The organism is Rhizobium sp. N731 (genome assembly GCF_001664145.1).
Lineage (GTDB): Bacteria > Pseudomonadota > Alphaproteobacteria > Rhizobiales > Rhizobiaceae > Rhizobium > Rhizobium esperanzae.
The window spans coordinates 139,586-153,539 of the sequence record NZ_CP013604.1; the positions used below are offsets into that span (position 1 = coordinate 139,586).

At 54.3% G+C, this 13,954-nt stretch carries 7 protein-coding genes and 1 pseudogene; 6 read left to right on the plus strand and 2 right to left on the minus strand.

Translation table 11 applies throughout. The annotated features are described in order from the left end of the window. Positions 1 to 14: 14 nt before the first annotated feature. Positions 15 to 464 (minus strand): annotated as a pseudogene (locus tag AMK02_RS23925) (helix-turn-helix domain-containing protein); the annotation flags it as partial. A gap of 398 nt (positions 465 to 862) precedes the next feature. Here AMK02_RS23925 and AMK02_RS23930 point away from each other — a divergent pair. Together AMK02_RS23930 and AMK02_RS23935 are read left to right on the plus strand one after the other, a co-directional pair. After that, positions 863 to 2,872, plus strand: a complete 2,010-nt coding sequence (locus AMK02_RS23930; protein ID WP_004673275.1) for a HAMP domain-containing methyl-accepting chemotaxis protein — start codon at positions 863 to 865, stop codon at positions 2,870 to 2,872. A gap of 521 nt (positions 2,873 to 3,393) precedes the next feature. Continuing rightward, a complete protein-coding gene (locus tag AMK02_RS23935; RefSeq protein WP_004673279.1) occupies positions 3,394 to 3,579 on the plus strand; it encodes a hypothetical protein in 186 nt (61 codons plus the stop codon). A gap of 70 nt (positions 3,580 to 3,649) precedes the next feature. Here the strand turns inward: AMK02_RS23935 and AMK02_RS30530 are convergent, their stop codons facing one another. Then, positions 3,650 to 4,684, minus strand: coding sequence for an AraC family transcriptional regulator (locus AMK02_RS30530; RefSeq protein ID WP_016737424.1), 1,035 nt, complete (start codon positions 4,682 to 4,684; stop codon positions 3,650 to 3,652). Between the two features lie 1,195 nt (positions 4,685 to 5,879). Between AMK02_RS30530 and AMK02_RS23945 the strand changes: the two genes are divergently transcribed. From AMK02_RS23945 to AMK02_RS23960, 4 genes are all read left to right on the plus strand, one after another. After that, positions 5,880 to 6,629 (plus strand): SDR family oxidoreductase, encoded by a 750-nt coding sequence (locus AMK02_RS23945; protein WP_016737426.1) that lies wholly within the window; start codon positions 5,880 to 5,882, stop codon positions 6,627 to 6,629. A gap of 211 nt (positions 6,630 to 6,840) precedes the next feature. Continuing rightward, positions 6,841 to 9,354 carry a methyl-accepting chemotaxis protein gene (locus tag AMK02_RS23950; protein WP_008534365.1) on the plus strand — a complete coding sequence of 838 codons (2,514 nt, stop codon included), beginning with the start codon at positions 6,841 to 6,843 and terminating at the stop codon, positions 9,352 to 9,354. A gap of 184 nt (positions 9,355 to 9,538) precedes the next feature. Further along, entirely contained in the window at positions 9,539 to 10,738 is a 1,200-nt protein-coding gene (locus AMK02_RS23955) for an ABC transporter substrate-binding protein (RefSeq protein ID WP_016737427.1), read from the plus strand. Between the two features lie 432 nt (positions 10,739 to 11,170). Further along, positions 11,171 to 13,729: a sensor domain-containing protein gene (locus AMK02_RS23960; RefSeq protein WP_004673285.1), complete on the plus strand. Its 2,559-nt coding sequence runs from the start codon at positions 11,171 to 11,173 to the stop codon at positions 13,727 to 13,729. The last annotated feature ends 225 nt before the right edge of the window (positions 13,730 to 13,954 follow it).

Genomic DNA, 13,954 nt, shown 5'->3' on the forward strand with positions numbered 1-13,954 from the left:
CCGGACGCTTACCTTTCGTCGATGAAGATCAGTTTCTCCGGATCGAGGTCCAATTGACCATCGAACCAGGCGCGCCGGCGCTTCAGACGTCCGGTCGGTCCTGCTCCAGTGCGTGTGCGGTCTTTTTTAAAGGTCCACCCACGGCCTCGAAGCCAGGCGCCAAGTGCGCTGCGGCTGATCTTCACCTGCCGCTCGACGGACAAGCGCTCAACCATCTCATCGAGCGTCACATCCCTACGCTCGTTGATCAACGCGACAACGAATTCCTCGTGTGCATCCACTGCCGAAGGTCGTCTCCAGCTCTGTGGCAGAGCAGTTAACTCACCCTCTTTCGCTCTTGCAATCCAGCGGATCGCCGTCGAAATCCCAACTCCGAAACGGGCCGCAGCCTGTCGAGCCGACATGCCCGCCGCAGACGCTTTCAAAACCCGTATTCGAAGATCATCGCTCAGGGCTTGTCCCATCATCCACCTCTTCTCTGTGGAGTTGAATCAGCTTCGATGGACGCCGTCACATCACAATCGATTCATCGATCGCAGGACTTGCTCTAGGTCGCTCGTGGCGGGGCGAAACTCGGTTGCTGAAAACGATGATGCTCTTCGAACGGCGCCAAATGAAATTTTGCCGGCTGCATCCTCCTTGTAAGCGCGGACGATCCATTGGACGCCTGACTATCCTTAAAACGTCGTCTTTTTGCATTCGAGACGGGCAGGAAAGGCTTCATTAACCAACGCAACCAATAGGTATTCTCAGCTATGTCACAGACCCACAAGATTGATCTGCCGTTCGAATGAATGAAACGGCAATTGGAAGATTTGAGTAGACAAGTCGATCGTCCACCTCACCTAAAAGGTTTGCCTTTATGCCCAAGTCCATTAGACTCGCTTTATCTTTGATATTTGTTCTGCTCTCTCTTCTCGCGGCGGGCCAGGGCATCGTGAGTATCGTCAAGCTGCTGTCCATTAGGAGCAATATATCCGAAGTTGCCAGCAACTGGCTGCCATCGATCGATGTGATAAATCGGATCAATACGATCACCGGGGACTACCGCATCCTGCAGTTCAGGCTGGTGACAAACTCATCAGATTCGACGAGCCTTGCGCATAATATCACCACCTTCCGCCAGAAGATGGAGGATCTCGCGAATGCCCGTGGTGAATATGAGCCGATGGTGACATCCGGCGAGGAGCGTCAGGCCTATGACGCGTTCTCCGCTTTGTGGACGCAATATCAGGAGGATGGCGAGCGGATTGTTAAACTAATGCAGGCAGGCAAGAAGGATGAAGCATTCGCTCTTCTAACGAGTGACGCCACGACGAAACTGTATAATGATAGCGGAGCGCTCCTTGACCAGGATGTCGCAGTTAACAAGCGTGGTGGAGTCGCGGCCGTCGGAAATACGATGGGCGCCGTTTCATCGACGGTTTTGGTCACCATTCTTGCCATGGCGCTGGCAACTACGACGGGCATTATAGCCCTGCTTTACTGCATCCGGAAGATTACCGATCCGATCTCGCGGTTGACTACCACGATGGGCGTACTGGCAGATGGTAATCTCGACACTGAGGTTCCTTTCGCAATGCGCGCCGACGAAATCGGCAAGATGTCGAGAGCCGTTGAGGTATTCAAGCAAAACAGCATCAAGGCCCGCGATCTGAACGCGCAGGAGGCCGCGTTGCAGGCCAAGAGCGCCGACTTGCAGTCGAGCATTGCCGAGGTGGTGTCAGCCGCCGTAGCCGGTGACTTCACCCATCGCATCACCAAGAAATACGGCGATGCGGCTCTCGACCGTTTTGCAGGAAGCGTCAACGAACTGGTCACCTCTGTTGACCGGGGCATCGCCGAAACTCGCCGAGTTATCTCAGCGCTTGCCGATGGGGATCTGACGGAAAACATGTGCGGCGAGTTTCAGGGAGCCTTTGGTGAACTGAAGAGTAATGTCAACGCCACCATGGCAGCCCTTCGATCCGTATTAGGCGAGGTTCGCTCCGCCGTCGACACGATCAACGGCGGAGCCGGCGAGATGCGCATCGCCTCAGGCGACCTTTCAAAGCGCACGGAACAGCAAGCCGCGGCCCTGGAGGAGACCTCTTCGGCGCTTGAGGAAATCACGGTGGCGGTAAAAAGCTCGACAGAAAGAGCCACGGAAGCCAGCCATATGGTCGATGAGGCACGCAGAAGCACCGAGCAGTCGAGCGCGGTTGTCAAAGACGCGGTCGCCGCCATGGGCCGCATCGAGCAGGCCTCGGATGAAATCGGCCAGATCATTAACGTCATTGACGAGATCGCCTTCCAGACCAATCTTTTGGCCCTCAACGCCGGCGTCGAGGCGGCGCGTGCGGGTGACGCTGGAAAGGGTTTCGCCGTTGTGGCTCAGGAGGTGCGTGAACTGGCACAGCGCTCCGCCACTGCCGCCAAGGATATCAAGGCGCTGATCAACCGGTCCGGCGACGAGGTCAAAACTGGGGTCAGGCTGGTAACGGCCACAGGCGATGCCCTTGGTCTAATCCGAGGCCACGTGATCAAGGTGAACGAGCACGTTCATACGATCTCGACGGCGGCACGAGAGCAATCGACCGGGCTGGCGGAAGTCAGCACTGCGGTCAACCAGATGGATCAGACAACCCAGCAGAATGCGGCGATGGTGGAAGAATCGACGGCGGCCACCAACCGGTTGGCGGATGAGGCTTCCAATCTGGCGCGGCTTATTGCGCGCTTCAGGCTCGACGGTTCGACTTTTGTACGGCGTGTTGCCCACCAGAACGGTAAGCCGGCCGCCTCGCCAGCGCGTGCCCTCTCCCAGAAGCTTGCCGGCGCCTTCGGCGGACGTACTACAGCCGCTGTCGCGACTAAGGAATGGGAAGAGTTTTAATGAATCATGTCATAATTCATCGCAGGATATTATCGGTTTCCATCTGGCAGCCAGCAGTTCTGCATGAAGACGACGTTGATCCCGGAAATCCGGGGGTTAGCAGAGGCGACGCCGCTGCCCCTAACGCATGTTCTCGGTTCAGGGATCTGCCGGTTCTGTCATTCCGGTGATAGAGCTTGCTGCCGAGATAACCAATCCCATCGGTCTAGCCACAGCGCCATTGTCGTCGTTGAGGTAGCAGATGGTATCATCGGCCCGGTCGTCGATCAGGTCTCTGGCATTCTATCGATCAACGGCGATCGGATCCAACCGGTTCGGACTTAGGCGCGACTTCGACCCAACCTTCAGCTACGGAATCACTCCGCTTGAACAAGGGATGGAATGCTTCCTTAGTTTTGAGCAAAGGTTTGGCACCAATCAGGACGCATCGCAGCTGCCTAGCAGACTTTTGCTTTTTCACCTTCCGCGACTGTCTTCCTTCAAGACGCGGAGTATTAACGAAATTCAACGAGAGTTCGAAGATGTCCAAAGTTATCGCAATCAATTTCGGGCAACAGGCTAAGACAGATACCCACTTAGAAAGCCACGAAGATGCACAGTCGCAGCGCCTGGAGCAAGAGCGGCTGCAAATGATCCAAATCACCAATCACCTTGAAGCACTGTACGCTCGGCTGCTGACCGTCTGTGGCGACAGACCGAAAAATTAAGGGCGCAGCGATGGTATAGCCCGGTGGAGCGCTGCGAACCACAGCGCCATCGCGAAGGGCTATTTCCGGGTCAGCTTTCGGGCGGAGAGGCCTGCGAAGCACACATAGATCGCCTATGCGGCAGAACATCGCTCATATGCACTGTTTTAGATGGCAGTTCGCCGTAACGTCTCTTGTACTCTGCAGCAAAACGGCCGAGGTGTGTGAAGCCCCACTTCAGCGCTATTTCCGAAACGCTGATTTTAGCGCCGTTTTGCAGCAGTTCCTGTCGAGCTGCGCACATACGCAAGTCTCGGAGGTGCATTGTGGGGCTGGTATTACGAAATTGTCGGAAGCCGTGCTGCAAAGTCCGCACGCTGACCTTGGCCGCAGCGGCGATATCGTTAAGGGAAATGGGTTGAGCCATATGCTCTTCCATAAACTCCATTGCCCGTTTCACGTGGCGAGGCGTGGGAGACGGAGCCGGACGACGAAGTTCATCGGTATAGCGATGCATACAGCTTTCGATCAAAAGGTACTCTATCGCGTCGAGGAGCGAGCTATAGGCCGACGGGCATTGTCGCAGAGCCCCCCCGGCACTGAGGCCGCGATGGGCAGACAGGGCTAGTTCTCGCATGAGCGTTCCCGCGCTCGATGCAAGATCAAGGGTCGGCTGAATTTGCAGATTTCCGCTGATCGTCCGATCGAGCATGCGAGAAAGCTTGTCACGCAAGGATTGCGTATCGATCGTCAATGACAGTTGAGATCTTATGCCATCTTGTCGGGCATTCAGCGGAGCATTTGCAACATGCGGCGACTCTACCTGTTGCCCAGACCAATGAAAGACTGCATTCCCGGACGCCGGCAGGAAGACCGTTACGACGTCAACTGGGGAATCTATCATGACCGAGAACGCCTCTTCATGATGGGCATCCGCAACGCCAAAACCATCAAGGGAAATTCGACTGCAGCGAGAGTTAAGCGATCTACTGTCGTGTTGAGCAAGGTCAGAGGACGCCAGGGGCGATGATATCAAAGGCAAAAGACGTTCGGGATCGGAGCCCTCGATAAAGTTGTCTTTCACTAAGGTCCCTTCATCGGGCTTGCTGAACAAACTTTCGGTCATCCAATATAAACCTATCTATGAACACCAACTCGCACATGCCGGGACTAGTTTTCCAAACCTTCAAAGCTCGAGACCGGATGGCGTGCGAGCGATTTTGATCGCGTACATGACCGATTCGGACCTTTGTGGAGGCCGGTTGAATCTCTCATTCCCTAGGCTTTCGTCATGGCGGATCATCACCAGCACCGACATCCACGTTCTCCCGCTCGAGATGGCCTCCTAGTTTTTCAGCGCTGCAGTTGGGAAGCCTCTAATGATGCGATGACTGGCTTCCACAAGCCTCGAACAGATTGACAGATTGTCTGATATACGTTAATGCTATTCCTGATCAAAGGCAAGGCAGCATCAGGGAAATCTGCCACGGTTCTAGTGGAGTTCCCGCACGGCAAATCAATCTAAAGATGCCTCCCAAGGCGAGGGGTGACGGGCTGCTTTCGATCGCAGCCCGTCACGGGAAGGGTGGGAGTGCTATGAGTGGGAGAGAACCTACGCCAACCGACCTTGGAGGCCGTTGAGTCGACACGGAGAAAAATGATTGTGCTGTAGGATGGCCCCACGATTTCGCCACACGCTGGTCCTCTTAACCTGCGCATCAGCATACTTCGGTTATGACGTATAAGAGAGGCACGCTCCAGGCTCAACACTCGGAGACGCAAAGACGTCGACGAGTTCTTTTGGCCTACTAAGCGAGGCGGTCGCGGCAAATATCAATGCGTCAGCCGCGCCTCGTCGCATTGAGTTGACTTTGCGCTCTTCTTAGCGGGTACGGACTCCGGGCGTCTGATTGGGCAAAAGAAGAGCTTAAGGACGAAACCTGATGATGGTCAAACAGCTTGTGCTGCCATAGGCGTGCTGTTGTCTGTGCCGCGCGAACGCGAAAAGCGCGATCAAATCGGAACGTGGCGGCGAGAGAAGATTAACAGGAAAGACCACATCAAACTCAACCGGGTGTCGGAATACCGATGCTTACGGCATTGCGGGCATGAGGCCTCAAAATGACGCCGGTCTCGACATGTGTCCGCCGAAAATCGCAAAAAGGAATTGACAGATTGTCGGACAAAAATTTTACTATATCGCCTGCGCATTGCTTGTTCGCGGGAGACGCAGCGACGGACCGGGAGTTATAAGTGCTAAACTTGGCCAAAAATGCACAAATTGTCGACCTTCTTAATCTGCCGGAAGCGGCGACCGGCGCGTGATACAAGCGTCTCTGACTCACAAGGCGTGTCATACTCCATCGACCGAGGTACTGGTTGAACGTGACAGTGACGCCAACATTTCTCCTGGGGAAAAAGTCTGTGTCTTGATAGGCGCGTCAAATCCTGTTGGTCTTTGTTTGGCGCGCTCATTTATAGAAAAAGGCTATCGGGTCGCCGTAGGCGACGCCAATCCCGCCGACTTCGCCTCCCTGGCTGAAGGCCAGGGAAACAATTTTTTACCGGTCAAAGTCAACCCGAACAGAGACGTTTACGTCAACTCAATGGCTGACCAGGTGTATTTGCGCTGGAGACGGGTCGACGTTCTGGTGAACATAGTTTTCCGCAGAAATGAAACAACCCAAACTGTAACGGGATTGCTATCCAGCGCGAATCTGGGGCTTGATGCCGTATCCAATCTAATCAGAGTTACAGGTGCCTTTAGCTCTCGACTTCAGGGCGCGGAGCTTGCCGTAGTGGACGTCGCATGGTTCGAAGAGACGACCTCGCTGGAAGCAGAAGCCGTCCTTCAAGCGGCGTTGCGCACTACTACCTCCGCAATTGCTAGGCAATATTTCGGTTCCGGGCTGAGGATAAATGCTGTACACGCCAGCGATGTGAACTCTACGTCTTCAAGCGAAAATGACGTGCTTCGAACAGTGATCCACGCCGTGCAATTCCTGGCGAATTCGGAACTGTCCGGAAAGCTGACAGGGAACGTGCTGGAGATCGATCCTCGGTGCAGATAGATCCACTCACACGTTCTGATCCGGCAAATCTGCAGGTATTAACCTTCCGTTAAGTTTCTCGAAAGACGCAATGGGTAAGAGGTCAAATCCTAACAACACGTAAAAAAGTTTCGATTGTTTTAGTGAAACTCTTATCCATGTTCGTTCAGGCTCAAACATTACTATTCCAAAAGCGAGGCCCCAGCACCGTTTGAGCCCTTTGGAGGTAAGTATGTTCGTCGATCGCCTGTTGTCCACCTTTACCATAAGAGCAAAGGTGTTATTGGTACTTGTACCCTTGATCCTGATATTGGCGGCAGTTGGTGGGGTCGGCTTAAAAGCAACTGGCTTGCTTCAGTCTCGTCTTCGGCTTTCAAATGAGGTTCTTCAGACCTTGAGCGGGTTTCGAAGTGTCGCGGAAAGCATGAACCGCTTTTTGGCGCAAAGCTCAACGGAGTACCGAGATGAGGCGCTGACAAGTTTAAACGGGCAGAGCGCAACCATGCAGTCGCTCCAGGAAGCGGCGGCAGGTAGCGGGAGCGAAACTGGTGCGCTCGAAAACAGTGTATCGGCAATGTCCGTTATCTCGGGCAGCATCGGCCGCATGTGGTCTTTGCATAATGACGAGGAATCCGTTCGCAGCGACATTGTTTCCAACTTGTCGAAGATCAAGGAGGTCGGAGGCGCCCTTAAATTGGCTGCGGTTGATGTGCGCTCACAAGTACGCAATCAGGAGAACTCCGGGAAAACCATGCTCCGGGAGGCTACCCGCTCACTCGATACGGCATCAGTTATGCAACACATGGCGGAAGACTTGGTGAGCTTGCCGGACGGAGCGAAGCAGCCTCCGACTGTCGCCCAGCAAGGGCTTGTGATCAAAAAGTCGCTAAAAACAGTCAAGCGGGTAGTCTCGACTGCTGACGAGCAGGCCGTTACTAAAATTGAGAGGACTATCGCCAAGCTAATCGCCAACCCCGAATTTGTCGACCCTTCCACACGGCTTGCCGGCTCTGACCTACAGAGCTTTGCGACGAACCTGCGAGTGGATGCGATCCAGCACATGATTGAAGGAACAAATGCGATCCGGGCGTTGGATAAAGCGTTGACGGATTCCGAAATGCTTGTTGCGACGGCGACAACGATCGGCCAGGACGCCGATTCGATCGAAATCGAAATCAATAACCTGTTCCGTACAGCCAACGCAGAGAATCAGCAGCGCCTCGTTGAGCAACTTACAAAATTGGCGCGTGACACCGTGGCAGTTGGAGGCGTTGCCAGCTCGATATCTGGCTTCGATAAAATGCAGGAAGATCTATTCGCCCAGGTGGATTCTATCCAAGAGAACACAGAGAAGCTGGTCAAGATAGCGGAAGCCCGCCAAGCGCAATATTCTGAGGCGGACAAAACCGGCCAGGAGATCTGGAAAAACCTCGTAACCTTTGCAGCAACTCAGGAAAACGATGCTCGCAATGAAAGCAATCTTGCCCGCTTGCTGTCAACTATCGCCACAGTGTCCGGCGTCTTGGTAGCCTTGGCGGCTGGCGCCGGCCTGATGGCGACACTTCGCGCCCCGATCGAACGGATCGCGAAGCGCATGCAAGAGCTGGCAAAGGGCGATCTTCGATCGCAGATTGTCGGACGTGACCGGAGAGACGAAATAGGTGAAATGGCTCGCGCACTCGAGGTTTTCCGTGAAAATGCTGTCTCGAAGATGGACATCGAGACACGAACGGAAGCCGATAGGAAAACCGTTGAACAGGAGCGGATGGATCGTGAACGCGAACGCGCTCAGATGGAGGAGGAGGTCGCAACTGCCGTCACCATTCTAGGAGAGGCGTTATCTCGATTGGCGCGTGGCGACATCTCTCAAGAAATTGACCGCCAATTCCATCCCAATCTTGAGCCGCTGAGGCGCGATTTCAATCACTCGCTTTCGATCCTGAGAGAGACAGTGTCTCATATCGACGAGAATACCAATCAAATTCAATGGGGAACCAGCGAGCTTTTCAAAGCCTCAGATGATCTGTCGCGGCGAACTGAATTGCAAGCCGCCTCACTGGAGGAGGCTGCGGCCGCCGTCGAACAGGTGACGGTCACGGTCAGAAAATCATCCGAGAATGCCTATGAAACCCAGGCTTTCGTGTCCGTTGTTAAAGAACACGCCGAGGGTGCGGCAACCATTGTGACCGATGCGATCAACGCAATGGGCAGAATAGAAGACGCGTCCCACAAGATCGGCCAAATCATTGGTTTGATCGATACGATTGCGTTCCAGACAAATCTTTTGGCACTAAATGCTGGTGTCGAGGCGGCTCGTGCTGGAGATGCCGGAAAGGGTTTTGCAGTCGTAGCCCAGGAAGTGCGCGAACTTGCCCAGAAATCATCAGCTGCAGCCCGCGAGATTCGCCACCTGATTTCGGAATCCTCTTCGGAGGTGGCGATCGGCTCAGATTACGTGGGGAAAGCAGGTGAGGCGTTACACAACATAACGGCGTCGATCTTGAAGATTTCCGATCGGATTGATCAAATCGTCAATTCGAGCCGCGAGCAAGCGGCGTCCCTCGCCGAGATCAACAATAACGTCAATGTACTTGACCAGGGAACACAACAAAACGCTGCCATGGCCGAGCAGACAAATGCCGCGGCAAAGACTCTCTCGGATCAGACTAACGAACTCAGCGAGCGGCTCGCTTCATTCAAATTGACCGAAGATAAGTCGACGCGTCGGGTTAGGTTAGTGGCGTAAGCTGCGCATCGAACGAGACTGCCACGCGTCGGATGGCCACTGTGATAGCGGCGTTCTACTGAAGGGAAATCCGCTTACGGAAGCGAAATCCGGCCTTAGGCTCTTGGTCTCCCTTTCGCCGCCCGTCTGACTGTAAAAAACCCACCTAGAGCCGATCAACCTTCAAGAGATCAACTGCTTTGCAATGCTCAGAGACACGAGAGGTATCAAATCCGTGCGCATACGTGAAATTACAAGAGCCATTATTCTAATCACCGGCTTGGTGATCCCTTCTGTAGCGGCCGCCGGTGGCCTTACGGAATTGCCGCGGGAGGAACGAAAAACCTACGAGTTGCTCGATCCAAAGTTGCCTACAGGTGAATCTGTCTTCCGCACGTTTAAGGCACAGCGAGCACCGCCGTGGAAAATTGGGTACGCATCGACATATGCTGACAATTCTTGGCGTGCGAGTATTCTTGATGAGTTCACAAACAAGATTGTTCCAGCTTTCAAGAAAGCGGGGCTGGTCTCCGAGTTCATCGTCACCCAGTCAAATCTTGAAGACGCTGTCCAGATCAGGCAGATGCGGCAGATGGTAGACGACGGCGTTGATGCAATTATTATCTGCTGTTCGAACCTCACGGCGCTTAATCCTACGATAGAGTATGCGTATTCAAAAGGAGTGCCTGTGTTCTCGTACTCTGGTTACGTAACATCGCCGTTCGCCGTCAACGCAACTGAGAACAACATGCAAGGCGGGTTTGAGGCGGCGAAGTGGCTCGCTGAAGAAATCGAAGGAAGTGGCAATGTGCTTCTCGTTTCGGGGATCTCCGGCTTTGCCTCCTCGGACAGCTTTGACGTCGGCGCAAAGAAGGCTCTGGAGTATTATCCCGAGATAAAGATCGTAGGTCATGTCGACGGGAAGTGGACAGACAAGGTCGCGCAGGCCGAGGTGCAAAAATTCCTTGCAGCGAATCCCGGTCGAATTGATGGTATTATCGTTCAGTCGGGAGCTGAGAATGGTGTTATCAACGCGGTGCGCCAGTCCGGGCGCGACATGATCCCAATCGTTCTAGGGGGCGAAGCTTCGGCAGCCTGTTACTGGCGACGGAACCCCGACTTCGTAAGCAAGAGTTTTCATTTCTGGCCGCCGCGCTCTGAGGCGGGTTTCGTATGGGACGTAATGATGCGAACTCTTGAGGGACAGGGCCCCAAAATTCAGACAATCCTGCGGCCAGCAATTCCCAGTACCATAGAGGATGTAATGGCGGATTTGCCAGCTGATTGCGATCCTAACTCTGAGGATTGGATCGAGCCGAAGAATACAGCTTGGTGGTCTGCCAGCGCTGCTGCTAAATATTTCGATAACCCAGCGGATCCGCTCTCCTGGAAGCCGGCCAATTGAAGATCGCATGCGGGGTCTGTGTGGAATGCGGTGCCTTCATGATCGGCTCTCGTGCAAGGTAGGCTGCGCTAAGGAATGACAGTTCAAATTGGGAAATGCCCGGGTCGCCTCAGGAGACATGAGACAAGCGATCCGGTTCCCCCGAACATATTTGCTCCGCGGTAGCATTCTTCCTCCGGCCCTCCTCTCGCCAAACGGGACAACATACTCATTGCGCCAATCAATCTACGTGCTGCCGCGAAGGTTGTTGCTTCGAATGTGAAAGCAAAGTTCATTTCCGATCGCACTATCCGGCTCAGGCCGACGCGCGGTTCGACGCCTTACTGACATATCTGCATCAATTTGTTGCTCGAATGATTTGGGTGGCGTTCCCGGAATTCCTGATCGGATGGATGATGCATCCTGTCTTGGCCCTCGGTAAGGAGCTTCACGATGAATTCGACTTTACAACCGCTTTGGCAACGCTCCTTTTTTCAGAAAAGGCGCAATCGCCGGAGAGACGAAGCGCTGCATCATGATACCTCAGCCGACCGAGGAGCGCTGCTTGAAGCATTGATCGGCGTGTTGCCCCTCCCAATTTTCTTCAAAGATCTGCACGGTCGCTATGTCGGTTGCAACAAGGTTTTCGAAGATCTCCTCGGTCGCTCGCGCGACGAGATCATCGGGAATACAGATTTTGATCTCAGTTCAACGCAACTGGCGGAAATTTATTCTATTGAAGAGAAAGGCCTTCTTGAAAGGGGTGGAGCCCAAGTCTCCGAGCGTAAGATCGCTCTCGCAAACGGCGCCATCCTGGATGTTGTCTGCAACAAGGCAGTTTTCAGAGGTCACGACGACGAGCCCGCGGGTCTGATTGGCGTTATCATCGACATAACCGAACACAAGTTGGCGGAGCAGGAACTCAAAAACGCTCTCGAACTAGCCCAAGGGATCGTCACCGCTATTCCAGACGTTCTGTTTGAGGTCGACGAGGATGGGCGATATCTTCAGGTCTGGACCAGAAATCCCGAACTACTAGCCCAGCAGCGGGAAATGCTACTGGGTAGGACGGTCGACCAAGTTCTTGCGCCTGATCAAGCGGCTATTGCAATGGAGGCGCTTCGAACTGCAAGCAGTGAAGGAGTTGCCTACGGTCGATGCATTAGCGTATCCTTGCCAAACGGCGAGACCCGATGGTTCGAGTTGTCGGTGGCTAGACGACCAAGCGCCGATCCTGACGCCGCCACCACGCTCCTGGCATTTTCGCGTGATGTCACGGAACGAAGGCAGGCGGAAGACGCCATCAACTCCGTGCGGACGCAATTGCTAAGTGTGCTGCAAACCATTCCTGACATGGTTTGGGTAAAGAATGTCGATGGCGTACACCTTTTGTGCAATCATGCATTTGAGCGGCTGACCGGGAAATCAGAGGCGGAGGTCGTTGGAAAAACGGACCTTGAATTGTTCGGGGCTGAGAGAGCTCACATTTCCGGAAAATCTGATGAGGCCACGATCGAAGCCGGTGGCATACTTATCGACGAGAATTGGGTGGTTTCCCCGGAGAACGGTCAGTCCATTCTTCTCGAAACACGTAAACTTGCGGTCCTCGGCGCCGGGGGAGAGGTTACAGGAGTCCTCGGGGTCTCTCGCGATGTCACGGAACTGAACGCCTCGCGGGAAAAAATCAGGCAAATGGCCTTTTACGATCCGGTGACTTCTTTGCCGAACCGCTTGCTGTTTAACGAGCGATTGCAAAAGGTCGTCAGTGACGCGTCGTCTCAACGTCGGCGGACAGGGGTAATGCTGATTGACATCGACCATTTCAAAGTCGTGAACGATACGATGGGTCACCCTGTGGGTGATCAACTACTCTGCCAGGTCGCTACCCGGCTTAAGAAATCTGTCCGCGATCTCGACACGGTTGCGCGTCTCGGCGGCGACGAGTTCGCGATTCTGTTGCCGGAAATCCAGACAACCGACGATCTCGATTGGGTTGCGTGCTCGATCCTCGAGAGATTCAAGGAATCTTTCCTATTGGATGGCAAGGAAGTCTACGTGTCATGCAGTGTAGGCATCGCGATCTCGCCCGACGACAGCACAGATGTCAACGATCTGGTGAAATACGCCGACTCTGCGATGTATCTTGCCAAACGCTCGGGGAGAAACAGTTTTCGCTTTTATTCGAAGGATTTGACTGTGGGCGTGGAGGAGCGCATGCAGTTGGAATCTGAATTGCGCCGCGCTATCGAGCGCGAAGAATTGGAGCTGCACTACCAGCCCAAGGTGCTTCTGGACAGCGGCGTTATGATAGGATCGGAAGCGTTGTTGAGATGGCCTCATCCCGAGATGGGCATGATTCCGCCGGTTCGATTCATTCCGGTCGCTGAGGATACCGGGCTGATCGTTGAACTCGGGCGATGGGTGCTGCGTGAAGCGTGCAAGACGGCGAAGGAGCTGAACGCCGATTGCCACCACCTGCACAAGATTGCAGTCAACCTTTCGGGTAAGCAATTCCAATGCTCACGGTTGGTAAACGAGATCGCTGCAATCCTCGGTGAAACCGGTTGCCGCGCGGAATGGATCGAAATCGAAATCACGGAGAGTCTGCTTCTCGATCGGAAGGGCGAGACCCTGCAGACGCTTCTTAAGCTGCGTCAAATGGGATTTTCGATTGCTATCGATGATTTTGGCACCGGTTACTCGGCGCTCAACTATCTAGCCCGCTTCCCGATCGACACGCTGAAGATCGATCGGTCATTCATAAATAGCTCGGACAAAAGGAACGAAGAATTGGTCAAAGCGATTCTGTCCATTGCACAATGTCTTGGACAGGACGTGGTGGCGGAAGGTGTTGAGACCGCCGAGCAGGCAGCATTTCTCGCAGCGAACGGATGCGGTTCGGCGCAAGGCTTCTTTTACAGCAAGGCCCTGCCGAAGATGGAATTGATCGCTCTTTGGGTGCGCGCGTCCGCCACCGGCTTCGTTTCAGATCGTTACGCCGCTTCGCGATGATGAGCGCGAATATGGGAAAAAGTCACCTGTCTGATGGACGGTGATGCGGTGCGCGCTGTGAGACAACTCAACTTGAGCCTCGTCAATCTCTGAATGTCTGCGGTTTTTCGCGGAACAGGGGGCAACGCTGGGTCAACGACCATGCGTTGTGCGGCCCCGCGAGCCGCATTCTCGAATGCTCTGCTCCTACTGCGCGGCATTCGGTAGGCCGGGGAAAACGCGGTA